Source organism: Aquabacter sediminis, from assembly GCF_028863665.1.
GTDB lineage: Bacteria > Pseudomonadota > Alphaproteobacteria > Rhizobiales > Xanthobacteraceae > L1I39.
In genome coordinates, this window is record NZ_JARBFX010000008.1 from 17,589 (window position 1) to 41,532 (window position 23,944).

The 23,944-nt window shown below is 67.2% G+C and carries 23 protein-coding genes; 15 read left to right on the forward strand and 8 right to left on the reverse strand.

Going from position 1 to position 23,944, the window contains the following annotated elements; translation table 11 throughout:
- Nucleotides 1-83 precede the first annotated feature (83 nt).
- The 3 genes from PV781_RS16510 to PV781_RS16520 form a co-directional block, all read right to left on the reverse strand.
- Nucleotides 84-689: a GNAT family N-acetyltransferase gene (locus PV781_RS16510; protein WP_274776735.1), complete on the reverse strand. Its 606-nt coding sequence runs from the start codon at nt 687-689 to the stop codon at nt 84-86.
- A gap of 321 nt (nt 690-1,010) precedes the next feature.
- Entirely contained in the window at nt 1,011-2,306 is a 1,296-nt protein-coding gene (locus PV781_RS16515) for a glycerate kinase type-2 family protein (protein ID WP_274776736.1), read from the reverse strand.
- Between the two features lie 141 nt (nt 2,307-2,447).
- Nucleotides 2,448-3,353, reverse strand: coding sequence for a LysR family transcriptional regulator (locus tag PV781_RS16520; RefSeq protein WP_274776737.1), 906 nt, complete (start codon nt 3,351-3,353; stop codon nt 2,448-2,450).
- 136 nt (nt 3,354-3,489) lie between these two features.
- Here PV781_RS16520 and PV781_RS16525 point away from each other — a divergent pair, with 136 nt between their 5' ends.
- The 5 genes from PV781_RS16525 (at nt 3,490) to PV781_RS16545 (ending at nt 8,224) form a co-directional block, all read left to right on the forward strand.
- Nucleotides 3,490-4,863, forward strand: coding sequence for an acyclic terpene utilization AtuA family protein (locus PV781_RS16525; RefSeq protein WP_274776738.1), 1,374 nt, complete (start codon nt 3,490-3,492; stop codon nt 4,861-4,863).
- Entirely contained in the window at nt 4,860-5,246 is a 387-nt protein-coding gene (locus tag PV781_RS16530) for an AtuA-related protein (protein WP_274776739.1), read from the forward strand. Before PV781_RS16525 ends, PV781_RS16530 begins: the two co-directional genes overlap by 4 nt.
- 17 nt (nt 5,247-5,263) lie before the next feature.
- Nucleotides 5,264-6,277 carry a Bug family tripartite tricarboxylate transporter substrate binding protein gene (locus PV781_RS16535; RefSeq protein ID WP_274776740.1) on the forward strand — a complete coding sequence of 338 codons (1,014 nt, stop codon included), beginning with the start codon at nt 5,264-5,266 and terminating at the stop codon, nt 6,275-6,277.
- Nucleotides 6,278-6,374: 97 nt separating this feature from the next.
- Nucleotides 6,375-7,274 carry a methyltransferase domain-containing protein gene (locus tag PV781_RS16540; RefSeq protein WP_274776936.1) on the forward strand — a complete coding sequence of 300 codons (900 nt, stop codon included), beginning with the start codon at nt 6,375-6,377 and terminating at the stop codon, nt 7,272-7,274.
- A 134-nt stretch (nt 7,275-7,408) separates the two neighbouring features.
- A complete protein-coding gene (locus PV781_RS16545; RefSeq protein ID WP_274776741.1) occupies nt 7,409-8,224 on the forward strand; it encodes an FkbM family methyltransferase in 816 nt (271 codons plus the stop codon).
- Between the two features lie 22 nt (nt 8,225-8,246).
- Here the strand turns inward: PV781_RS16545 and PV781_RS16550 are convergent, their stop codons facing one another.
- The 4 genes from PV781_RS16550 to PV781_RS16565 form a co-directional block, all read right to left on the reverse strand.
- Nucleotides 8,247-8,861, reverse strand: coding sequence for an LbetaH domain-containing protein (locus PV781_RS16550; protein WP_274776742.1), 615 nt, complete (start codon nt 8,859-8,861; stop codon nt 8,247-8,249).
- A gap of 11 nt (nt 8,862-8,872) precedes the next feature.
- Nucleotides 8,873-9,571, reverse strand: a complete 699-nt coding sequence (locus PV781_RS16555; RefSeq protein ID WP_274776743.1) for a DUF1045 domain-containing protein — start codon at nt 9,569-9,571, stop codon at nt 8,873-8,875.
- Between the two features lie 107 nt (nt 9,572-9,678).
- Nucleotides 9,679-10,812: an alpha-D-ribose 1-methylphosphonate 5-triphosphate diphosphatase gene (locus PV781_RS16560; RefSeq protein WP_274776744.1), complete on the reverse strand. Its 1,134-nt coding sequence runs from the start codon at nt 10,810-10,812 to the stop codon at nt 9,679-9,681.
- A gap of 97 nt (nt 10,813-10,909) precedes the next feature.
- Nucleotides 10,910-12,466: a glycosyltransferase family protein gene (locus tag PV781_RS16565; RefSeq protein ID WP_274776745.1), complete on the reverse strand. Its 1,557-nt coding sequence runs from the start codon at nt 12,464-12,466 to the stop codon at nt 10,910-10,912.
- A gap of 208 nt (nt 12,467-12,674) precedes the next feature.
- Between PV781_RS16565 and argB the strand changes: the two genes are divergently transcribed.
- The 6 genes from argB (at nt 12,675) to PV781_RS16595 (ending at nt 17,939) form a co-directional block, all read left to right on the forward strand.
- A complete protein-coding gene (gene argB, locus PV781_RS16570) occupies nt 12,675-13,595 on the forward strand; it encodes an acetylglutamate kinase (protein WP_274776746.1) in 921 nt (306 codons plus the stop codon).
- A gap of 221 nt (nt 13,596-13,816) precedes the next feature.
- Nucleotides 13,817-14,512, forward strand: a complete 696-nt coding sequence (locus PV781_RS16575; RefSeq protein ID WP_274776747.1) for a pyrimidine 5'-nucleotidase — start codon at nt 13,817-13,819, stop codon at nt 14,510-14,512.
- 14 nt (nt 14,513-14,526) lie between these two features.
- Nucleotides 14,527-15,825: a GGDEF domain-containing protein gene (locus PV781_RS16580; protein WP_274776748.1), complete on the forward strand. Its 1,299-nt coding sequence runs from the start codon at nt 14,527-14,529 to the stop codon at nt 15,823-15,825.
- Nucleotides 15,826-15,865: 40 nt separating this feature from the next.
- Nucleotides 15,866-16,717, forward strand: coding sequence for a GNAT family N-acetyltransferase (locus PV781_RS16585; RefSeq protein WP_274776749.1), 852 nt, complete (start codon nt 15,866-15,868; stop codon nt 16,715-16,717).
- Between the two features lie 57 nt (nt 16,718-16,774).
- Nucleotides 16,775-17,410: a TetR/AcrR family transcriptional regulator gene (locus PV781_RS16590; RefSeq protein ID WP_274776750.1), complete on the forward strand. Its 636-nt coding sequence runs from the start codon at nt 16,775-16,777 to the stop codon at nt 17,408-17,410.
- A gap of 106 nt (nt 17,411-17,516) precedes the next feature.
- The gene (locus tag PV781_RS16595) at nt 17,517-17,939 is read left to right on the forward strand and encodes a DUF2852 domain-containing protein (RefSeq protein WP_274776751.1); all 423 of its coding nucleotides are present in this window, start codon (nt 17,517-17,519) and stop codon (nt 17,937-17,939) included.
- 85 nt (nt 17,940-18,024) lie between these two features.
- On the opposite strand, the gene PV781_RS16600 is transcribed toward PV781_RS16595, so the two are convergent.
- Nucleotides 18,025-21,507, reverse strand: a complete 3,483-nt coding sequence (locus PV781_RS16600) for an indolepyruvate ferredoxin oxidoreductase family protein (RefSeq protein ID WP_274776752.1) — start codon at nt 21,505-21,507, stop codon at nt 18,025-18,027.
- Between the two features lie 492 nt (nt 21,508-21,999).
- Between PV781_RS16600 and PV781_RS16605 the strand changes: the two genes are divergently transcribed.
- The 4 genes from PV781_RS16605 (at nt 22,000) to PV781_RS16620 (ending at nt 23,753) form a co-directional block, all read left to right on the forward strand.
- Entirely contained in the window at nt 22,000-22,323 is a 324-nt protein-coding gene (locus PV781_RS16605; RefSeq protein ID WP_274776753.1) for a hypothetical protein, read from the forward strand.
- A gap of 74 nt (nt 22,324-22,397) precedes the next feature.
- On the forward strand, nt 22,398-22,709 hold the full coding sequence (locus PV781_RS16610) for a hypothetical protein (protein ID WP_274776754.1): 312 nt from the start codon (nt 22,398-22,400) through the stop codon (nt 22,707-22,709).
- A 349-nt stretch (nt 22,710-23,058) separates the two neighbouring features.
- Nucleotides 23,059-23,370, forward strand: a complete 312-nt coding sequence (locus PV781_RS16615; protein ID WP_274776755.1) for a hypothetical protein — start codon at nt 23,059-23,061, stop codon at nt 23,368-23,370.
- Between the two features lie 47 nt (nt 23,371-23,417).
- Complete coding sequence (locus PV781_RS16620) at nt 23,418-23,753, forward strand: hypothetical protein (RefSeq protein WP_274776756.1); 336 nt, start codon at nt 23,418-23,420, stop codon at nt 23,751-23,753.
- The last annotated feature ends 191 nt before the right edge of the window (nt 23,754-23,944 follow it).

Consider the following 23,944-nt stretch of genomic DNA (forward strand, 5'->3'; position numbering starts at 1 on the left):
CCTGGAGGATTAGGAGACGGCCCCGTTCCATCGGGGCCGTCTGCCGTTCAAAGGCCCATTTGGCTCGGGCCGTCCTTGCTTCCTCAGGCCGCCTTGGGCGTCGGCAGGAACAGGTCCAGCATGACGCCCGTGGCCCGGCGCTGCGCCTGGAACATGGCCCCCGCCATGCCGCGCACGTCGGCGGTGGCTTCCTGGGCCAGCGAGACTGCCGTCGGATAGGGCGCAGTCAGTTCGGCCTGCACCTCGTCGTGCTCGAAGGACAATTCCGCGTCGAACTTGCGCACGATCTGCTGCATGCGGCGGTTATGGGCCAGGCAGCTCAGATGAAGGCGGCGGATGCCGCGATTGCGGGCAGCCAGGATCGACCGTTCCAGGAGCATCGTGCCAAGGCCCAGATTCTGGAAGGCACTTTCCACGCTGAAGGCCACTTCCGCGCCTTCGGCCATGATTTCCGAGTCCGGATAAAGCTCGGCGGCGGCGCGCAGCACGCCATCCACATAGGCGCCGTGGATGAGGGACCCGGACCGGAACACCCGGGCCGCATAATGATCGATGAACTCGTCCGAGACCGCCGAACAGAACCGGCTGCGGCGGCTTTCAGGGTCGAGCCGCAGGAGATGATCGCGCAGCATATGCTGCTCTCCGGGCCAGAGTTTGCGAATGATACCCGGTGCCACGGCTTCGCTCATGGCTCAACTCCGTTCGGCGACGTGACGAACTCTCCTCCCTTGCGTGGTCTTGAGGGGTGGGGACCGGCGCCGAACCTGCCCATTCCGCCTTCTTGGCCGAGCCATCCAGGGATGGTCGGCGGCACGGACCCGATGGTGCGGGTCCGGGACGGCGGAAATGAGGTGCACTGCACAAAAGGTCAAGGCGACTGACCTTTCAAATCCGATCCATTGTGGACGCATCTGCGCAGGCTGCGACATAATCGCTTGCCAACAAAGGCATTCTCACCGTCATGCCCCTGTCGCATGCCTGCTGCGCCGCAGCATCATGCCTGCGACCTGCTAGCGCACGAGGATGGCGCGGAAGTCGTTCACGTTGGTCAAAGTGGGCCCGGTGGTCACCAGACGGTCCAAAGCGGCGAAGAAGCTGTAGCCGTCATTATTGAGGAGCATCTGCGCCGCGCTCAGCCCGGCTGCCTCCGCCTCGGACAGGATGGCCGCGTCAAACCAGGCGCCCGCTGAATCCTCAGTGCCATCGATGCCGTCGGTATCGCAGGCGATGGCCGAAATACCCCCCGCGCCCTTCAGCGACAGCGCCAGGGCCAGCAGGAATTCCACATTGCGCCCGCCTCGCCCGTGGCCGCGCACGGTCACCGTGGTCTCCCCGCCGGAGAGCAGCACGCCGGGTGTCTTGAGCGGCACGCCGTGCAGGCTGGCGCAGCGGGCGATCCCGGCAAAGACATGCGCGGCCTCCCGCGCCTCGCCCTCGATGGCATCGCCGAGGATAAGGCTGGAAAGGCCCAGTTCCGCCGCCCGCTTCTCCGCCGCCCGCAGCGCCATGAGCGGCGTGGCGATCATGTGCACCGCCTGGTCGGGCGGCGTTTCCCCGGACACGGTGTTGGAGCGGATCACGGCCTCCAAAGCGGGCGTTGTCTCCACGCGCCAGGTGCGCATGAGGCTGAGCACCTCCTCGGGGTCGGACGCCTCGGGAATGGTGGGACCCGAGCCGATCGCCGCAGGGTCATCCCCCGGCACGTCGGAGATGAGATAGGTCACCGCCCGCGCCGGAGCGATGGCGGCGGCGAGCCGCCCGCCCTTGATGGCCGAGACCGCCTTGCGCACCTTGTTCATCACGCCGATGGGCGCACCCGACTTCAAAAGCGCCTTGTTCAGCGCCTGCTTGTCGGCGAGCGTCAGGCCCTCCGCCGGCAAGGTCAGCAGGGAAGAAGCGCCCCCCGACATGAGGCAGATCACCAGGTCCTGCGGCCCCGCCGAGCGGGCGAGGTCCAGGATGCGCCGCGCCGCGGCAAGGCCCGCCTCGTCCGGCACCGGATGGGCCGCCTCCACCACCTCGATGGAGCGGGTGGGGCAGGCATGGCCATAGCGGGTAACAATGAGACCTTCGCAGGGATGGGCCCAAGCCTCCTCGAAGGCCTGCGCCATCAGGGCCGAGGCCTTGCCGGCGCCGATGACGATGGTGCGCCCGCCGGGCCCCGGCGGCTCCGGCAGCAGGCCCTCGAACTTGCCCTGCGGCAAGGCGGCGGCGAGCGCGGCGTCATAGAGCGTGCGCAGGATCTGCGCGTCGGTCAGGGTCTGAAATTCGGCGGCTGGCGTGGACTCAGCGGCTGGCGTGGACATGGCCCATCTCCCTCGCGGCGTCCCGAACCCTGAGGGCGTCTGGGATTCATTATTTCAGGCAGTGGTAGCCCCGTCGCCGCCCGCGATCAATGGCCCTGCATGCCGAACCCTGCGCGCGGCAACGCTAAGTGTCCCCCATCCCTAATCCGGCGAAACCCCGACCTTGGCCCGGAAGGCCACGCGCAGCCCTTCCGCCAGCGCCGCCGCCGCCGGGGAGAGGGTGCGCCGGGTCGGGGTAATCAGCCCCAGCGCCCGCCGGACCACCGGCTTTTCCAGCCGCCGCATGACGAGCCCCTGGCGCGGGAACATGGCAAAGGTGAGCGCCGGCAAGGCGGTCACGCCGAGACCCGCCGCCACCAGGGCGACAGCGGAGGGGATCTGCTCCACCTCGAACCGGGGCGCCAGCGCCACGTCGGCCGCCGCAAGGCCGCCATCCACCAGCCGCCGCACCGAGGTGGAGCGGGCAAGCGCCACGAAGGGATGGCCCGCCAGCGTCCCCCAGGGCAGCGCGCCACGCCCCGCCAAGGGATGGTTACGTCGCATGAGGGCATAGACATCGTCCGCCCCCAGCGGTTCATAGGCCAGAAGCTCCCCCGCCGGCCGCATGGTGACGGCGAGATCCGCCACCCCGTCCTCCACCAGGCCAACGGCGCGCTCATGGAGCACGTCGCACACCGCCAGCTCCGCCTCCGGAAAGGCGCGGCGCAAGGCGTCCGTCGCGGCCGGGAGAATGGCGGCGGCAATGGAAGGCAAAAGCGCAATGCACACGCGCGGGCGCCGCTGACCCCGCTCGGCAATGTCCTGGAGGCCGGCGCGCACGTCGCGCACCACCTCCTCGGCGAGGCCCGCCAGTGCTTCCCCATCCTTGGTGAGGCTGAGGCGGCGGGTGGTGCGGTCGAACAGGCGCAAACCCAGCTCCGCCTCCATGCGGCGGATGCTTTCGCTCAAGGCCGGCTGGGAAATGCCCAGCACCTGCGCGGCTTCCGTGAAGCTCAAGGCGCGCGCGGCGCAGGCGAAGACTTCCAGCTGGCGCACGGTGACATTCATCGTATCACCCTATGAAATTATACAGTTGCATTATTTGACGTGATGAATGGGGGCTGTCTAGGATTTTCCGGACCGGCGGGGGAACGACCGGTGCAGCCGTAGTGCCCGCGCAGACGGGCCGGCACGGGAGGATGGGATGACGGACGTGGTGCGCATCGGCTCCGGTGCCGGCTTTGCGGGCGACCGGGTGGACGCCGCAATCCCGGTGGTGGCGGAACTGAGCCGCCATGCGGGGCCGCGCTTCCTCATCTTCGAGACCCTGGCGGAACGCACGCTCGCCGCCTGCCAGCTGGCGCGCCGCAATGATCCCACGCGCGGCTACAGCCCGGCGCTGGAGCGCTTCGTCGCCCCCATCCTGGCCCCGTGCCTGTCCTCCGGCATCCGCATCATCGGCAATTTCGGCGCCGCCAATCCCCGGGCCGCGGCGGCCCGTATCGCGGCCCTGGCCAAGGCCGCCGGCTTTTCCCCCCGTATTGCGGTGGTGGAAGGCGCAAGCCTGGAGGATCGCCTGAGCGTCGGCGATCTGGCCGCCCGCGAGGTGGGCGGTCGCCTGCTGGAGGGGCAGGACGCCATCGTCTCGGCAGACGCCTATATCGGCGCCACCGCCATCATGGAGGCGCTGGATCTCGGCGCCGACATCGTGGTGACCGGCCGCATCGCCGACCCCGCCTTGGCGCTCGGCCCGCTGCGCCATGTGTTCCGCTGGGAGGAGACGGACTGGGACCGCCTCGCCGCCGGGACGCTGGCCGGCCATCTCCTGGAATGCGGATCCCAGGTCTCGGGCGGCTATTTCGCCGATCCGGGGATCAAGGACGTGCCGGATCTGGCCCATGTGGGATTTCCCATCGCCGAGATCGCGCGCGACGGCACGCTCACGCTCTCCAAGCCGCCGGGGACGGGCGGGCGCATCGATCGCTTCACCGTGATCGAGCAGATGCTTTACGAAATCCATGATCCCGCCGCCTATCTCACCCCCGACGTGGTGCTCGACATCACCGCCGCCCGCGTGGACGAGATCGGCCCGGACCGCGTGCGGGTGAGCGGGGCGCGCGGCCATGCGCGGCCGGACACGCTGAAAACCACGGTCTGCTTCGAGGCGGGGCACCTGGCGGAAGCCGAAATCTCCTATGCCGGCCCCAATGCCGCCGCCCGCGCCGCGCTGGCCGCTGAGATCATCCGCACCCGCATGGGCGAGCAGGCGCCGAGCCTGACCGTGCGGGTCGATGCCATCGGCATTGCCAGTCTCTTCAACGACACCGCCGGCGATGTGCTCGCCGCGCGCCTGCCGGAGGCGCGAACGCCGGACGTGCGCCTGCGCTTTGCCGCCCAATCCAGCGACCTGAATGCGCTGAACCTGCTGCTGGACGAGGTAGAGGCGCTCTATTGCGTCGGCCCGGCCGGCGGCGGGGGCGTGCGGCGCCATCTCACGGCGCGCCTGTCCAGCGCCTCTTGCCTGGTGGAGCGCGCCTTCACGCAGCCCCGCGCCACCCTCCTGGAGGAAGCGGCATGACCTTGCACCACCCGGCGCCCCTTCTTCTGCACCGCCTCGCCTTCGCCCGCGCCGGCGACAAGGGCAACCGGGCGAACATCGCGCTGGTCTGCCGCGTGCCCGAGGCCTTCCCCGCCTTGGCCGAGCAGGTGACGGCCGAGGCGGTCGCCGCCCATTTCGCCAGTCGGCATCCCACCCGCGTGGTGCGCTACGACCTGCCGAGCCTTGGCGCCTTCAATTTCGTGCTGGACGACGTGCTGGAGGGCGGGGTGAACGCCTCTCTCGGCCTCGACGGTCACGGCAAGTCCCTGTCCTTCTGCCTGCTCGAACTGGAGCTGGCGCCGACGCCAAAGGTGCAGGAGGCGCTGTGCCTCCTGGCCGCAAATACGCTCGCAACCATCTGAAAAACCGGAGGAACCCCATGGACAAGACGCTTTCCGCGCCGCCTGGCGCCCGCCCCCTCACCCGCCGCACGGCACTCGCCGCCACCTTCGCGGCGGGCTTGGCCCTGGCCTTCGGCGCGGCACCGGCCTGCGCCGATACCTATCCCTCCCGTCCCATCAAATTCGTGGTGCCCTTCTCCGCCGGCAGCGCCACCGATACGCTGGCCCGCGTGCTCGCCCAGAATGTCTCGGCCACTCTCGGCGGGTCGGTGGTGGTGGAGAACGTACCCGGCGCCAACGGCCAGATCGCCGCCTCGCAGGTGGCCCGCGCCGCGCCGGACGGCTACACCATCCTCATCACCTCCAACTCCACCCATGCCTCCAACCAGGCGCTCTACAAGAAGCTGAGCTATGACCATGTGAAGGATTTCGAGCCCATCTCGAAGCTCGGCTCCATCACGCTCGCTTTGGTGGTGAACCCCTCCGTGCCGGTGACCACGGCGCAGGAGTTCATCGCCTATGCCAAGGCCAATCCGGGCAAGCTCTCCTTCGGCGCCGGCTCCGCGTCCTCCCGCCTTGCGGTGGAGATGCTGAAAAGCCAGGCCGGGGTCGACATTCTCTATGTGCCCTACAAGTCCAATCCCCAGGCGGTGACGGATCTGCTTGGCGGCCAGGTGCAGGTGATGTTCGCCGACATCTCCACCACCATGCCGTCCGCCCGCGCCGGCAAGCTGAAGGCGCTGGCGGTCTCGAGCGCCGAGCGCTCGGCGTTGGCGCCCGACCTGCCCACCATGCGGGAGGCCGGCCTGAAGGAGTATGAGCTGACCGCCTGGTTCGCCGCCTTCGCCCCGGCCAAGACGCCGAAGGACATCATCGACACCCTCGACAAGGCCTTCATCAAGGCCATGAGCGAAAAGAGCGTCCAGGACACGCTGGTGGGCGCCGGCATCGAGCCGTCTTCCTCCACCCCGGCGGAACTGGCCGCCTTCGTTGCGTCCGAAACCAAGAAGTGGGCTGAGATCACCAAGGCCGCCGGCATCGAGCCGGAATGAGATTGGCGCTTCGGGCCGGCGGGCGGGCGTGATTTCCAACGCCCGCCCGCCGGCCCTGCGCCTTTCCTCCCGCGCTTCCCGCGCCTATATGGCCGGCATGAGCCATCTCCTGTTCGATCGTCCCCTTCTGCGCCGGCGGCTGGCGCGTGCCGCGGGCATGGGGCCTGCCGATTTCCTGCTGGAGCGGGTCGCCGAGGACCTGGCCGACCGGGTGATGGCGGTGCGCCGCACCTTCGCCCGCGCGGTGGACCTCGGCACGCCCACCGATGCGGTGGCGCGCGCGCTGGCCGGAGCGGGCAATGTGGAACAGGTCTTCCGCGCCGCGCCCCTGTCGCTCGGCCTTGGCGCCGCCTGTCCGGGGGTGGTGGCCGACGAGGAGGCGCTGCCCTTCGCCGATGGTGCACTGGACCTGATCGTGTCCGGGCTTTCCCTCCAGCATGTGAACGACCTGCCGGGCACCTTTGCCCAGGTGCGCCGCGCCCTGAAGCCCGACGGGCTGTTTCTCGCCGCCATCGTGGGCGGGGCGAGCCTGACCGAATTGCGGGAAGCCTTCGCCGCCGCCGAGACCGAGGTCACCGGGGGCCTCTCCCCCCGCGTCGCCCCTTTCGCAGATGTGCGGGACCTGGGCGGGCTGCTGCAGCGCGCCGGCCTTGCCCTTCCGGTGAGCGACACCGACCGCCTCACCGTGCGCTATTCCAGCCCCTTCGCATTGTTCGCCGACCTGCGCCGCATGGGCGCCACCAATGCACTGCTGGAGCGGCGCCGGGTGCCGCTGCCACGGGCGGTGCTGCTGCGGGCGGCGGAAATCTATGCGGATCGCTTCTGCGACCCCGACGGGCGGGTACGCGCCACCTTCGAGATCGTCTGGCTCTCCGCCTGGGTGCCTCATGAGAGCCAGCAGAAGCCGGCCCGCCCCGGCTCCGCCCGCATGCGCCTCGCCGATGCGCTCGGCACGGTTGAGCTGAAGACCGGATCGACGCCGGGAGAACCCGCCTGACACGGCGGGCCCGCAGGTCATGCGGGCAACCGCGCCCCCTTGACCTTGCGCGGTCCAGCCCGTGGGGGCTATGCCAACCGCATCCCCTGGCCCACGGGGCCAGCCGGCGCCGCAGACGGAACGAGGCAGAAGACATGCGTGAGGAACGGCAAGCCACGGTCCGGATTGGCGCCAAGGACTATCTGATCGTCTCCGACGACGATTACCTCGCCTATGTGGCCAACGGGTTCGAGCCCGACACGGTGCGGCTGCTCAGCAGCCTTCTGCGCCCGGGCGACACGGTCCTGGATATCGGCGCCAATATCGGCTGCACTGCGCTTCTGTTCGGGGAAACGGCGGCCACCGTGCATGCCTTCGAGCCGTCCCCCACCACCTGCGCCTATCTCACCCGCAATGTGGCGCAGGCTCGGCTTGGCAATGTGCAGGTCCACAATTTCGGCCTGGGATCGCAGGCGGGCGAGACCAGCCTGACCTTCTCGCCCAACAACCGCTCCGGCGGCTTCGTGTCGGACCGGACCCAGGCCGGGGCGGACCATACCACCGAGACCATCCGCATCCGGACCCTCGACGAGGCGGCCCCGGCTTTGGGAATCGACAGGATCGACCTCATCAAGATCGACGTGGAAGGCTTCGAGGGGCACGTTCTGCGCGGCGGTGCCAAAACCCTGGCGCACCATCGGCCCGTGGTGACGGCGGAGCTGAACCACTGGTGCCTGAATGCGTTCCAGCGCACATCCGTGCCCGACTTTTTCGACCAGTTGCGGGCCACCTTCCCCCTTTTGCTGGCGGTGGATGGGGCGACCTATCTCGATCTGAACAACGAAGGCGAGCGCTATACGGTGATGTATCACCACATCCTGCACATGCGCTTCCCCAATTTGGTGGGCGCCTTCGAGGAGGGGCAGATCGCACCGCTCCGGGCGATGCTCACCCACGGCTTCGCAGGCTAAAGCCAAGCTCGCGCCGCCGATGTCAGCCGCCGTGCTTGTCGAGGAAGTCGAGCACGGTGAGCTGGCGGAAATCCTCGAGCGCGGCGCGCAGGCGCTCATGCTCCCAGTCCCACCAGGACAGGGCCACCAGGCGCTCCGCCACATCCTCGGGAAAGCGCCACTTGATCACCTGCGCCGGCACCCCGCCCACAATGGCATAAGGCGGCACGTCGCGGGTGACCACGGCTCCCGCCGCCACGATGGCGCCGGTTCCGATGGTGCGGCCGGGCAGGATGACCGCCCCGTGTCCCACCCAGACATCATGCCCCATGCGCACCGGCTGCTCGCGCCGCCACTGGAAAAAGCCGGGCTCATCCTCCGCATCGTCGAAATAGGCGGCCGCGCGATAGGTGAAATGGGACTGGCTCGCCCGCCACATGGGGTGGTTGCCGGGATTGATCCGGGTCATGGCCGCGATGGAGCAGAACTTGCCGATCTGGCTGTAGGCGGCCTCGGCATCCCCGGCGATGTAGGAATAGTCCCCCATCTCCACTTCCAGCAGCTTGGTGCGGGCGCCGACTTCCGTATAGCGCCCGAGCTGGCACAGCTTCACCTGGGCCGTTGGATCGAGGGTGGGAGCAACGCCGAGCTTCTTCATGGGAACGGCCTTCAGAGAGGACGGAGCGGCGCGCGGGCGATCTGGCGGAAGCGCGCGCCCGGCGCCTCCTGCCGGAACAAGGCGAGATCCTCCACCGGCAAGGGCAGATGGGCGCCGGAGGCGGCGAAGGCATCGGCCAGGGTGTTCTGCACATGGACGGCAGCATCCACCTCCAGCGGCCCCGACAGGGTCATGTGGAAGCGGAACTCCTCCATCACATAGGGATAGCCATACTGCTCCAGCAGCAGCATCTGCCGCTCGGAAAGTCGATCGGGATTGCGCTTGGCCCTCTCGGCCGCCGTCAGCGGTGCGCGCAGATGATCGAGCCGGGCCACCAGCTCGCCCGCCAGGTCATTGAGAACCGGCGTCGGCGCCGACGGCAGCAAGGCGATGAAAGTGCCGATCCCCTTCACGTCAAGCGGGGGAAGCTCGAAGGCGTGGTGCTGGGCCACGAGGTCGGTGAAGGCCCCGATGGCGTCCGCCTCCGACACGCCCTCGGCGAGGCGGAACGGGGGCTTCAGCGTGCCGTGGAAGCCATAGAGGCGCGGCTCGGCCGTCAGGTCCCGCCAGGATTGGGCATCGAAACCGGCCAGATCCAAAGGCGGCAGGTCTTCGCCCGTAATGGCGTCATAGCCGACCACGCGCGAACCGAATTGCCAGAGGGCGCTGTCGGGCGGGGGGGCGAGATAGACGGCGTAGCGCGGGGCCATTTCCTCTCCATTTCGGTTCGGCTCCCCACCCCGGCGGACCGGCCCGGCGGGGGCTCATCATGCCCCACTGCTATATCCCGCGCGGTCACCCCGGGCGAGGGCAGCGCTCAGAACACGCGCTGGCCCCGGACATGAACCTCGCGCACCACCGGCGTGTCTTCCACCATGCGGAACCGCAGGAGATCGGCCCGCAGCCCCGGCGCGAGGCGGCCGCGATCGGCCAGCCCCGCCATCCGGGCCGGCGCGCTGGTCACCAGGGCCAGCGCACGGGGCAGGCCGATCGCCTCAGACTGACCGAGCCTGGTCGCGGCCTGGAGGAGGCTTGCGGGCACGTAATCGGAGGCGAGCGCGTCCAGGAGCCCTTCGGCCATGAGATCCTTCATGGCCACGCCGCCGGAATGGGAACCGCCCCGCACCACGTTGGGCGCCCCGCCAATGGTGGTGAGCCCTTCCGCATGGGCGGTGCGGGCCGCTTCCAGCGTGGTCGGGAATTCCGAAATGGTGCAGCCGGAGGCCTTAGCGTCCCGCACATGCTCCGGCAGGGTGTCGTCATGGCTCGCCAGGACGATGCCGGTGCCGGCGAGCAGCGCCACCATCCGCTTGTGGTTGTCCAGCACGGCCGCGCGGCCGCGCTCGGTGCGCTCGGCCAGCTCCACCTCCACATCCTCGGCGGTCTTGCCGATGCCGAGCAGGAAGGTCCGCAGGTGCTCCAGGTTGCGCCATTGCCGGGCGCCGGGCGTGTGGTCCATGAGCGAGGCGAGGGTGACCACGGGGCGCGAGAGCTGCGGCTCCACCAGGTCCACCACGCCGGGATCGGTCAGTTCGCAGCGCAGATGGATCTGGTGATCGGCCCGGAAGAGGGACTGGTTCGCTTCCACCGCATCCAGCATCAGCGTGAACAATTCGCGCCGCACGGACTTGGCTTGGTCGAATCCTCCCGCCGAAATGGCGTCGTAGACAGTGGTCACGCCGGAAGCCACCACCTGCCCGTCATGGGCGAGCGCGGCGGCGCGCGCATCGGGCCAGACCACCTTGGGCCGGGGCACGAAATGGCCTTCCAGGGCGTCGGTATGCAGGTCGATGAGACCGGGCGACAGCAGATCACCCTCGCAGTCCTGCGCGGCGGACAGGGCGCTCGTGCCCTCGCTCACCTCGGCGATGGCACCGTCGCGCACCACCAGCGTGCCGGGCGCGAGGCGGTCGTCCAGGACCAGGATGGCATTGGTATAGATGGTTTCCATCACGGCCTTCTCGGGTCTTTCAGGAATCGCCGAAGACGCGCTTTTGCCTGCAGGCGGCTCCCTTGTCACGCCTCGATGACGAGACGGTGACACCCGCTCATGACGGCCGCGACGGCTTGAGCACCTTGTAGAGCTGGAACCGCGCGCCCTCGAAGACGGGCTCCAGCCGGTCGGGATCGGGATTGATGTCACCGGGCTCGGTGAACAGCAGGTAGACATAATCGAAGTGCTTCGGCCACAGGTCCCAGTAACGGGGGCCATCGGGGCTGGGCTCGTCGGCGGTCAGCAGCATCTGCTCGAGGGTCGGGGGATTACCGTCCTCGGTGTCGACAAAGTCGCGATAGGGCGGCCGCACCCGCAGGATCTGCTTGCCGGCCACGTTGAAGACGGTGGGAATGAGCGCCGACTTCTCGATGATGGCCAGGCAGGCCGCATGGACGAGGCCGAGATCGGTCACGTCGCTGCCGCCGCGGGGATCGGCATAGACCACCAGCACCCGCGCGCCCCGGTCGATCTTCTGTACCGAGGCGTCGAAGGCGCCGGTCCAGCGGGTGAGGCGGTCCCAGACCACCTGCACCTCGGCGACGCGGATGGACAGCAGGATCACGAGGACCACCGCAAAGCCCCGCCGCGCCAGGCGGTGGCGCAGATCCACCTGGATGCAGGCAATGACCATGAAGGCCACCGCGATGGGCAGGCGCTGGTCCGCCATGTAGGTGGCGAAGACCGTGCGCGGCATGGCCAGGTACACCGCGCCCGATACCACCAGCAGCGGCCAGAGCACGGGATGGATACGCAGCAGCCGATGCCGGCTGGCCCAGGCGGCGGCCAGGACCACCACGCCCGTCAGCGCGAAGGCCACATGGTCGTAATAGACGTTGACCACGAATTCGAGGCCGTCGAGCTTGCCGCGCGGCTCCCAGTAATTCTGGCCCGACAGCCCCCAGGTGGGGCTCTTGAGCAGCATGGGGATGACGGGAAGGAAAGGCAGCCCGGCGCAGACGAAGGCAACGAGGCGCGTCGCCAGGGGCGCCCGGCGATCGCGCGCCAGGATCCACAGCTCAAAGGCCAGGAGCCCCATGCCGTATATGCCCACCGACACCAGGTGGCAGAAGAACAGCGCCACCACGAACGCCACAGCCACCGGATAGCGCCACAGGCTCTGGCGCAGCCCGATCCAGCTGGTCAGCGCCAGAAGGGCAAGGCCAATGCCGAACACATAATTCATCACTCCGATCAGGAAGACGGAGTTGTAGAGCAGCGGAAAGGCCAGCAGCGGGATCGCCGACCACTGGCCGAACAGCGCGCGATGCAGGGCCAGCGTGCCAAAGGCAATGAGGGCGAAGCACAGCAGGGTGTAGATCTCCCCCGCCACGAACACGTTCGCCACCCGCTCGAGGACGGGGACGATCAGGTCCATCATCAGGTTCGGCAGCACCGACCATTCCAGCGCATAGTAGCGCGCCAGGTCCGGGTCGGAGGTCACCTGCGCGATGATGTGCATGCGCGAGAGGTGATTCACATAGTCCGACAGCGGCGGCACGGGATGCGTGACGATCGGGATGGCCACGATCGCGAAGCACAGGGCAAACAGGAGGGCGATGCGCGAAGGGCGCAGATCAAGCGCTCGGCGGGCAGGCTTCGGCGTGGTCATGGGCGATGGGTCTACCTGGGAGCAGGTCCCGCATGGGGCGTTCGCACAGCCTAGAGCGGCTCAAATGTGGTGGATCGGAGGCGGCTGCCGTCGCCCTGCCCCCGCCGTCACCAAAGCCGTGAGGCAGGCATGCGGGCAAAGGCCATTCAACTTTCACCGATCATGCTCTAGAAGCGTGCCGCCCCGCACCAACAGGACGCACCCGACCATGAGCGAGCAAGACCCCGCAGGCCAGGACCCCGCCGGCGAAGCGCAAGGCCAGCTCCTGGCCGAGGTGCTCACCAAGGCCCTCCCCTACATGCAGCGCTATGATGATTCCATCGTCGTGGTGAAATATGGCGGCCACGCCATGGGCAATGAGAGCGTCGCCCGCACCTTTGCCGAAGACATCGTGCTGCTGGAGCAGTCCGGGGTGAATCCGGTGGTGGTGCATGGCGGCGGACCGCAGATCGGCGCCATGCTGACCAAGCTCGGCATCAAGTCCGAATTCGCGGCCGGCCTGCGCATCACCGACAAGGCCACGGTGGAGATCGTGGAGATGGTGCTGGCCGGCTCCATCAACAAGCAGATCGTCGGCTTCATCAATGCGGCGGGCGGCACTGCCATCGGCCTGTGCGGCAAGGACGGGAACATGGTGGTGGCCCGCAAGGCCAGCCGCGTGGTGACCGACCCCGACAGCAATATCGAGCAGGAGATCGACCTCGGCTTCGTGGGCGAACCCGAGCGGGTGGATACCACCGTGCTCGACCAGATCCTGCGCCGGGAGCTGATCCCCGTCCTCGCGCCGGTGGCGGCGGCGGCGGATGGCGGCACCTATAATGTGAACGCCGACACCTTCGCCGGCGCCATTGCCGGTGCGTTGGGGGCCAAGCGCCTGCTTATGCTCACCGACGTGCCCGGCGTGCTCGACAAGAACAAGAAGCTCATCCCCCGCCTGACCATCACCGAGGCGGAGCGGCTGATCGCCGACGGCACCATTTCGGGGGGCATGATCCCGAAGGTGGAGACCTGCATCTACGCCCTGGAGCAGGGCGTGGAAGGCGTGGTCATCCTTGACGGCAAGGTGCCCCATGCGGTGCTGCTGGAACTCCTGACCGACGGCGGGGCGGGAACGCTCATCACCCGCTGACAGGGCGCGCGGGCAACCCGCGGCATTCCTCCCGAGCGCGCCGCAGCCCCCTGCGGCGCGCTTTTTCTTTGACCCAATGGGGCGGCGCGAAGTCCCCTGCCGGCGGGTAGCCCGCGCCCCCACCCCCCGCCTTTTCGGTCTGCCATCTTCCCCCGTTCGTCCCGACATGACGAAACGGCGCTTCGATGCTACATCCGCGCGCCTCTCCTGCGGATGTGCTCATGACCCAGATTCCCTCTCCTGCCTTTCGTGATGTCGACACCTGGGTGTTCGATCTCGACAACACCCTCTATCCGGCCAGCCACGATCTGTGGGGCCAGATCGATGCGCGGATGCGGGACTATATTTCCGGGCTTCTGGGGCTCAGCCTCGACGATGCCTTCAAGCTTCAGAAAGACTATTACCGGCGCTATGGCACGTCCCTTCGGGGGCTCATGATCGAGCATGGCATCGAGCCCGACGCCTTTCTCGACCATGTGCATGACGTGGATCTCTCCCGCCTCGAGCCCTCCCCTCGGCTGGCCGCCGCCATCGAATCCCTGCCCGGCAAGAAGCTTGTCTACACCAATGGATCGGAGCGCCACGCGCGCAATGTCCTGACCCAGCTTGGGATGGACCAGCACTTTGCCGCGGTGCATGACATAGTTGCGGCGGAATTCCATCCCAAACCCACGCCTGAGGCTTATGGGAGGTTTCTTGATGCCTACGGGGTGGACCCCGGACGCGCCGCCATGTTCGAGGACTTGGCACGCAACCTGGAGGTTCCCCACCGGCTCGGCATGGTCACCATCCTGGTGGTGCCGCCGGGTGAACAGGTGGCGGCGCGGGAAGCCTGGGAGTTCGAAGGCAGGGAGGATGCCTATGTGGATTTCGTCACGGAGGACCTTGCCGGCTTTCTCGAGCAGGTGGGCACTTAGGGAGTGGGGTTCGATTGGCCATCACGCCTGAGGCGCCCGCGGCCGGAGAGCGACTGCCGCCCAGCGCCCAAGAGGGCCTGTCCTGGCTCAATCTGGTCCACCATCCCCTCCTCGCCATAGGTGCGGACGGGCGGCACGTCCTTGCGGCGAACAAGGCCGCGCGTGCGCTGCTCCATATCCCCGATCAGCCCGTCGCCCTTCCCCGCCTTGCGGGGCTCGTGGGCGATTGGGCGGCGGTGCGCCTGTCCGCCCATGTCCAGACCCGGGCACCGGGCGATCGCCTCCTGCTTCCGCTGGAGCGCCCGGCGGCGACAGGTGTGCTGGCGGTGCGCCATGCGCGCTTGCCCGCGCCCGCCGACGGCTATCTCCTGACCCTTGAGCCGGGCGCAAGCTTTCTGGAAGGGGAAGCGCGCGGCTGGACGCAATTGTCCCAGGACGTGCTCGCGGGGCTGCCCCTCGGCCTGAAGATCTTCGACCTGGACTTCAACCAGGTGTTTTCCAACGCCGTGTCCGACGACATGTTCGCGCCACCGGCGGCCGGCGGCCGCCTGCACCTGGAGGACTGGTGGACGCAGGCATTCCCAGAGGAGGATGCGCGCCAGCGGGCAATGGCGGAATGGCGGCACCGCCTGTCGCTGATGCGCCTTCAGTCCAACCAGTTTGCCCAGTCCGACTGGGACGTGCGCTGCCGCGACGGGGCCACCCGCACCATCCAGTTCCGGTTCGGCTTCATCGGCGAGCTTTATGTGATGGCCTATTGGGACATCACAGCCCGCCGCCGCATGGAGGAGGAGCTGCGGCGCCTCGCGGGCACGGACGCCCTCACCGGCCTCGGCAACCGCCGCATGTTCATGGAGCGCAGCGAAGCAGCCTTCCACCATGCCTTGCTGGCCGGGACGCCGCTGTCGGTGCTGATCTTCGACATGGACCGCTTCAAGTGGATCAATGACCGCTACGGCCATCCGGCCGGGGACGCTGTGCTGCGCGAAGTGGCCGCCCGCTGCCGGGCGGAATTGCGCCCCCATGACGTGTTCGCCCGCCTCGGGGGCGAGGAGTTCGCCATCCTGATCTCGGGCGCGGATCTGGACGTGGCCGAGCGCGTGGCCCACCGCCTGGCGCGCGCCATCGCATCCGCCCCGGTGGAGACGCCCGCTGCGTCCCTGGACGTGCGCGCCAGCTTCGGCGTCGCCGGCCTGACCCGGGAGGACGCCAATCTGGAGGCGGTCATCGAACGGGCCGACCGGGCGCTTTACCTCGCCAAGGCGCGCGGTCGGAACCGGGTGGTCGTCTCCGACGGCACCGAGCCCGGCTGACGGCGCTCCCTCCCCATTCCCTCCTTCTGCCGGCATGACCATGACGCATCACATCCGAACCTTGACCCCCGACGAGGTGGAGACCGCCATCGCCTGGGCCGCACGGGAAGGGTGGAACCCTGGCGTCGGGGATGCTGCTGCCTTCCTGGCGCAGGATCCCGACGGATTCCTTGGGCTGTTCGCCGGAGAAGACCTGGCCAGCCTCATCTCGGCGGTAACCTATGGCCCCGCCTTCGGCTTCATCGGCTTCTATATCTGCCGGCCGGACCTGCGCGGGCAGGGCTTTGGCCTTGCGGTGTGGGATGCCGCCCTGGAGCGGCTCGGGTCTCGGGCGGTTGGGCTCGACGGGGTTCTCGCCCAGGTGGACAATTATGCCCGCTCGGGCTTTGTCCTCGCCCACCGCAACATCCGCTATGGCGGCCTGCCGCTGGCCAGTGACGCTGCGCCCGACGGCATCGTGCCCGTGGAGGCGCGCCATGTGCCCGCATTGATGGCCCTCGACCGCCACCATTTCCTGTTCGACCGGCCGGGCTTCCTCTCCCGCTGGCTGCTGCCGACGGAGGGACGCGCCTTCGCCGCGCAGGAGGACGGAGGCATTGAGGGCTATTGCGTGGTCCGCCGCTGCGGCACCGGGCACAAGATCGGACCGCTCTTTGCCCCCAACGCCGCAACCGCCCGCGCGCTCTATGAGGCGGCTTGCAGCCATGCCCGCGCGGCGGCGCCGGGCGAGCCGGTCTTCCTCGACGTGCCCGAGCCCCATGCCGCCGCCCGTGAGCTGGCGGAAGAGGCCGGTCTCTCGCCCGTGTTCGAGACCGCCCGCATGTATCGCGGCGCGGCGCCCGCCTTGCCCTTGGACCGGATCTTCGGCATCACCACCTTCGAGCTCGGATGAGCCTCGACGGGCAGCCGGTCCTTATGTAAACCCGGCTTACATAACCGGGACCCGAACATGAGCTGGTCAAAATCGGACCGAGAGGGCACGCGCGGCTACCACCACGGCAACCTGAAGGAAGCCCTGGTGCGGGCCGCGCTGGACCTGATCGGCGAAAAGGGTCCCGGCGGTTTCACTTTCGCTGAGGCCGCCCGTGCCGCCGGGGTGAGCCCGGCCGCGCCCTACCGCCATTTCCGGGATCGCGACGACCTGATGGCCGAAGTGGCCCGGCGCGGCTTTGCGGCCTTCGCCGACGCCCTGGAAGCGGCCTGGGACCGGGGACGGCCCGACCCGCGCACGGCGCTTGAGCGGCTGGGGCGGGCCTACCTCGCCTTCGCGCGCACCCAGCCGGCCTACTATGCCGCCATGTTCGAGGCCAACGTGCCAGCCGACGCCACGCCGGATGTGCGGGCGGAAGGCGATCGCGCCTTCGGCGCCCTGCGCAGCGCCGCAGAGGCGGTGGTCGCAACCTTGCCCTCCCGCCCCCCGGCCATGATGCTGGCCCTTCACATCTGGTCGCTGGCCCATGGCATCGCCGACCTCTTCGGGCGCGGCGACAAGGCCCGGCGCAGCCTGCCCATGTCACCGGAAGACCTGCTGGAGGCCGGCGTCCTGGTCTATCTCCAGGGCCTTGGCGCCGGCCCGCACCGCTGAAATTCTCCGCTCCGAGGCCAAGGTCCGCGCGATGCGCCCTTGACAGAAAGCCAACCTGGGGCCATCTATGTAAATGTTATTAACATTCACGCCGAAAGGGTTGGCCGTGACACTCGTATCGAAACTGGATGGCCTCGGCACCGGGGCGTGGATCGCGCTGGCGGTCCTCGGCTTCGTGTTCTGGTGGCCGGCGGGCCTGGCGGTCCTCGCCTTCACTCTCTTCTCCGGGCGCGTGGGCTGCGGACATCGCATGGCCCGCTGGCAGGACAAGATGGACCGCATGTGCGGTGGCGGCCGCGGGCCGGGACCCTGGGGCTTCGGTGGTCCGCCGTCCTCGGGCAACCGCGCCTTTGACGAATACCGCTCCGAGACGCTGCGGCGCCTTGAGGAGGAGCAGAAGGAGTTCAAGGACTTCCTGGAGCGGCTGCGGATGGCCAAGGACAAGGCCGAGTTCGACCAGTTCATGGCCGAACGCCGCCGCACCGGTCGCGCCAGCGACCAGTCCGAAGCGCCTCAGCCGCAGGATTGAGGCACGCGCCTTCTGATCAGAAAAGACCGCCGGCCTTCGGGCCGGCGGTTTTATTTTGGGCCGGACATCGCGCGCTGCCCGCGCATCACTCCGCCGCCTGCGCCTCCGGCCGGGCGGCGGGCGGGGCGCGGAAGCGAGCCAGGAGGTCGGCCTCCTCCGCCTTGGCGGCCGTCAAGTGACGGACCTTCACAGGACCATAGCCGCGGATCTTGGCGGGGATGGAGGCGAGCGCCACCGCATAGGCGTGGTTGTCGAGGCTCAGCGCCCCGATCAGTTCCGCCACCAGCTTCTCATAATCCTTGATGAGCGCCCGCTCCGTCCGGCGCTCCTCGCTCCACCCGAAGATGTCGAGCGGCGTGCCGCGCAGCGCCTTGAAGCGCGCGAGCCAGGAAAAGCCCTTCATCATGCGCGGCCCGAACCGCATCTTGCGCGGCTCGCCGGTGACCGGATCAGGCTTGGCGAAGAGGGGCGGGGCGAGGTGGAATTCGTAGGAGAGGTCCCCCTCGAAGGCCGCTTCCACCTGGCGCTGGAACGCGCCATCGGAGAAGAGCCGCGCCACCTCATACTCGTCCTTATAGGCCATGAGCTTGTAGAGATTGCGCACCACCGCCTCGGTGAGGCCGGACCGGCCGGGGGCGCGGGCCGCCTCGGCGGCCTGTACCTTGTCCACCAGCGCCTTGAAGCGGGCGGCGTAGCGGGCGCTCTGATAGGCCGTGAGGTCGGCCACCCGGCGGGTGATCATCTCCTCCAGGGAGGTTGAGAGCACGCGCGCATCGGAGGTGGGCGCGGACGTGCCGATGGCGGCTTCCACGCGGGCGGGATCATGCGCCGCACGCCGGCCCCACAGGAAGGCGGCCTGGTTCATGGCCACCGCCTCGCCATTCAGCTCGATGGCCTTGAGAATGGCCTCGGCCGACACCGGCAGGCCGCCGAACTGATAGGCATAGCCCACCATGAAGATGTTCTGGGCCAGCGAGTTGCCGAACAGGCCGGTGGCGAGGCGGCTCGCCTCGATGAGATGGGTGTTCTCCTCCCCCGCAGTGGCGGCGATGGTGCGCTTGATGCGGGCGCTGGGGAGCGAATAGTCGGCATTGCGGGTGAAATCGCCAGGCAGCACCTCGTGGGTGTTCACCACCACCAGCGTCTTGCCGGGCTTCACCGACGCCAGCACCTTCTTGGTGCCGGCCACCACCAGATCGCCGCCCAGGATAAAGTCGGCCCCGCGCGCGGGAATGCGGATGGCGGTGATGTCCTCGGGCGTATTGGCGAGGCGGATATGGCTGTAGACCGCCCCGCCCTTCTGGGCGAGGCCGGCCATGTCGATCATGCCGCACGCCTTGCCTTCCAGGTGCGCCGCCATGCCCAGGATGGCGCCAATGGTCACCACGCCGGTGCCGCCCACCCCGGTGGCGATGACGCCATAGGTGCCCTCGATGGCGGGCAAGGTGGGCTCGGGAAGCTCAGGCCAGTCGCCTGCGCCCGCCGCCGCGCCCGCGCTCTTGCGGGGCTTGGCGCCATGCACCGTCACGAAGGACGGGCAGAAGCCGTTCACGCAGGAAAAGTCCTTGTTGCAGGAGGACTGGTCGATCTCCCGCTTGCGGCCCCACTCGGTTTCCAGCGGCTGCACGGAGACGCAATTGGACTTCACGCCGCAATCGCCGCAGCCCTCGCAGACGCGCTCATTGATGATGACGCGCTTATCCGGGTCGGGGAACTGCCCGCGCTTGCGGCGGCGGCGCTTCTCGGAGGCGCAGGTCTGGTCATAGATGAGGGCGGTCACGCCGGGGACGGTGGCCAGCTCGCGCTGCACCTTGTCCAGTTCATCCCGGTGATGGATCGTCAGGCCGTCCGGCCACTTGATGCCGGCGGGATATTTGTCCGGCTCGTCGGTGACGATCACCACTTTCTGCACGCCTTCGGCCGCCACCTGCTGGGCGATCATGGGCACGGTGAGATTGCCGTCATGGCGCTGGCCGCCGGTCATGGCGACCGCGTCGTTGAACAGGATCTTATATGTGACGTTCACCTTGGCGGCCACGGAGGCCCGCACCGCCAGATAGCCGGAATGGTTGTAGGTGCCGTCGCCCAGATTCTGGAACACGTGGCCGCGCTTGGAGAAGGGCGCCTCGCCGATCCAGTTGGCGCCCTCCCCGCCCATCTGAGTGAAGCCCACCGTCTGGCGGTCCATCCACTGCACCATGTAGTGGCAGCCAATGCCCGCATAGGCACGCATGCCCTCGGGCACCTTGGTGGAGGTGTTGTGGGGGCAGCCTGAGCAGAAATAGGGAATGCGGGTGGCTACGTCGCCGGTGGCGGCCAGCACACGCTGGGCCTCCTCCAGCTCCGCCACGCGGGCGGCGATGTCGGGGATGTCGCCATAGGCGAGCAGCCGCTTGCCGAGTGCGATGGCGATGTCGTTGGGATCGAGCGCGCCCTTGACCGGGAACAGCCAGCGGCCCTGCTCGTCCTTCTTGCCGATGCAGACCGGCTGGTTGGCGGTGCCGTACAGCTCCTCGCGCACCTGCACCTCGATGAGGGAGCGCTTCTCCTCCACCACCATGATGAGGTCGAGGCCGCGGGCGAAATCCTGGAGGCCCTGGGTCTCCAGCGGCCAGGGGCAGGCCACCTTCCAGATGCGGATGCCCAGGTCGTTGGCCCGCACCTCGTCAATGCCCAGCTCGTCCAAGGCGAGGCGCACGTCGAGATAGCTCTTGCCCACGGTGGCAATGCCGATGCGCGGGCGCGCGCCGCCGGAGGTGATGAAGCGGTTGAGCCGGTTGGCGCGCAGAAAGTGAATGATGGCGTCGCGCTTATATTCCTGGAGGCGCTCCTCCTGCGCCAGCGCGGTATCCCCAAGGCGGATGTTCAGGCCGCCGGGGGGAAGGGTAAAGCCCGCGAGATCCGCCAGCACCACACGGTCCAGGCGCCCATCCACGATGCCGGTGGATTCGATGGTGTCCTTGACCGCCTTCAGCCCCACCCAGGCGCCGGAAAAGCGCGAGAGCGCCCAGCCATAGAGGCCGTAATCGAGGATTTCCTGCACGCCCGCCGGATTGAGGACGGGGATCATCACGTCGACGAAATGGAACTCGCTCTGGTGGGCGGTGGTGGAGCTTTCGCAGGTGTGGTCGTCCCCCATAAGGGCGAGCACGCCGCCGTGGGGGGAGGTGCCCGCATTATTGGCGTGACGGAACACGTCGCCGGAGCGGTCGACGCCCGGCCCCTTGCCGTACCAGAGGCCGAACACGCCGTCATACTTGCCTTCGCCACGCAGTTCCGCCTGCTGCGAGCCCCACAGGGCGGTGGCGGCCAGATCCTCGTTCAACCCGCTCTGGAACAGGATGTCGTTGGCTTTCAGCACCTTGTCGGCGCGCAGGAACTGCTGGTCGAGGCCGCCCAGCGGCGAGCCGCGATAGCCGCTGACATAGCCGGCCGTGTTGAGCCCGACCCGCCGGTCTCGCTCCTTCTGCATCAAGGCGAGGCGCACCAGCGCCTGGGTGCCGGAAACGAAGACCTCTTCCTTGGCGAGGTCGTATTTGTCGTCGAGCGAGACAGGCTTCAATGCCATCAGGGCCTCCCGACGCGGCGCCATGCCCGCGCCTGCCGGCTTGGGCGAGGTGCCGCGCCGGTTTGATCTACCTCAAGGCTGACACGGAGTGCCGCACCCCGCAATTTCGTTGTTTGGAAGGGTTGTGAAATGAAATTGCCGAAAAAGCGGGCTTGGCGAACTTTGGTGCACTGCATCAAATTCTAGGCTTGCATTGCACCCTCGCCGCAAAGACGGCCCGCATGGACAATGGCCCCCATCCACTTGCGGGAAGCAGGCTATCGCGAAGTAGAGGAACTTGCCTTTCCTCCTGTTACAGATTGTATTTCGTAATCATGACACGATGAAAGAAATCAAAACAAAATTATCATGGAATCCACCAATCGGGATGGTATCATTTACACAATTAAACCATAAAGTAGAGATTAAAGACTGTGGCGCGCCGCAATCCAAGAAGATGACGTGCGCAGCGAAGATTTACTCAGTGCTACAAAGTGAATGACGGAGATCATCATGAACGACAAAGTGTCCGCCTTCTTCGCCGCAGCGAAGGCTGAGCCGGAACTCGGCAATAAGGTCCAGGCCGTCTATGGCGATGCCGCCACGGCCGTGGCCGCCCGCCTGTCCGAACTGTCGCAGGGCACCGCCTATGCCTTCAGCGCGGAAGAACTTCTGAACCAGGGCGGCCTGTCGGACGACCAGCTGGACGGGGTGAGCGGCGGGGCCGGCATCACCAAAATCGAGTATTCCTCCTCGTACACGGGGCGGGGCCCGATGCCCAAAATGGACGATCCGCTCAACATTTTCAGCGGTCTCAACAATTTCAAGTTCCGCTGACGGCCCCATGGGCGAGGCGCGCAGGTGAAGCGCCTCGCCCACACCAACCTGGAGAGCGACTGGAGTTTTGCGAGATGACCAATAACGTGTCCCGCTTCATGGAGGCATCCCAGTCGGATGCCGATCTCGCCCAGAAAGTGGAGGCCATCGGCGCCGAGGCCGCAGCCCTGGTCGCGGCGCGCCTGTCCGAGCTTTCGCAGGCGACGGCCTTCCCCTTCGCTCCTGGCGACATCCTCTCCGCACGCACCGTGCCCGATGACAATTTAGAGATGGTAAGTGGCGGTCTTTTTGGGCTCGACATAGACCGATATACTACAAAACATGAGTTCAAGATTGGCCCATTCTCTTTTACTTTGTACGATAATCCATATTATTATCTTGGTTAGAAACAAAAAACTGAACTCTATTATCTATTTTTTGAGACCCTGCTCAGAAGCGGCAATCTTTCAGACGAAAATCTGGACGAGGGAAGCGGGGGAAGTGGATACGCGTGATCCATGATCCACCCGAAGATGCGCGCAAAGAAAAGCTCCACCGCTGCTCCCCCACAACGGACCGCCTTGCTGCGCATCGTCACGAAGATGCGGGCGAGAGAGTGAGGAAGGGCACCCGGACGGCCCGGAAACAAATTCGGGCCGATCAACAATTTCAAGCTGTACCAGCGGCAGATGGGCGGAGTGGGCGAATGAAGCGCCTCGCCCGCACCTCTTCCCTCACCCAAAGGAGTCTTGCGAGATGACCAGCAACGTGTCCCGCTTCATGGAGGCGTCCCGGTCGGATAGCGATCTTGCCCAGAAAGTGAATGCCATCGGTGCGGAAGCAACAGCCCTTGTGGCGACGCGCCTGTCCGAGCTTTCGCAGGGCACCGCATTTCCCTTCAAGCCCGGTGAAATGCTCGCCGCACATCCCGTTGTGGACGACGAATTGGGCGCCGTAACCGGCGGATCGATGCTTGATTCTGTCAGGGCAGCCCAAAGAAAATATGAAGTTACGTTCGGACCATTTACCTTCACCTTCTACGACAATCCCGCGCTGAATATGGTTTAGTTGCCATTTTTTCGTGAGTGAAAGGGGCGGACGTCACCGGACAGCCCATGATTGCCGACGAACACATTGGGGAGGCTGACGACATGGCCGATAACATTTCCCGCTTCATGGATGCATCGCAAGCGGATGCCGATCTGGCGCAAAAGGTGAATGCCGTCGCCAATGAAGCTGCGGCTCTCGTGGCGGCGCGCCTGTCCGAGCTTTCGCAGGCGACCGCCTTTCCCTTCACGGTTCAAGAGGCCCTCGCCGAACGCCCCATGTCAGACAACCAGCTTGAGGCGATGACGGGGGGTGCCAAGAATTACTCCATGCGTGAGATCAATCTTGGATTCTTTACGATTCGATATTTGAGCCCAAACAATATGCGCATCGGCTTCGACTGAAAGACGAATGCGGGGTAGCCGCGCGGTCGTTGAGATTGAAAAACGCTGACGTGGGCCATTCAGGCCCCACGTTCTCTGCTTAACGAGAGATCCAAGGGGAGCGGCCCCGGCCATTGCCTCCCAGGCCGATGTCACGCCTTATTTGCGGCCGCTTTACCCTACAGGAAAGCGCCGCTGTTGCGGCATGCGAC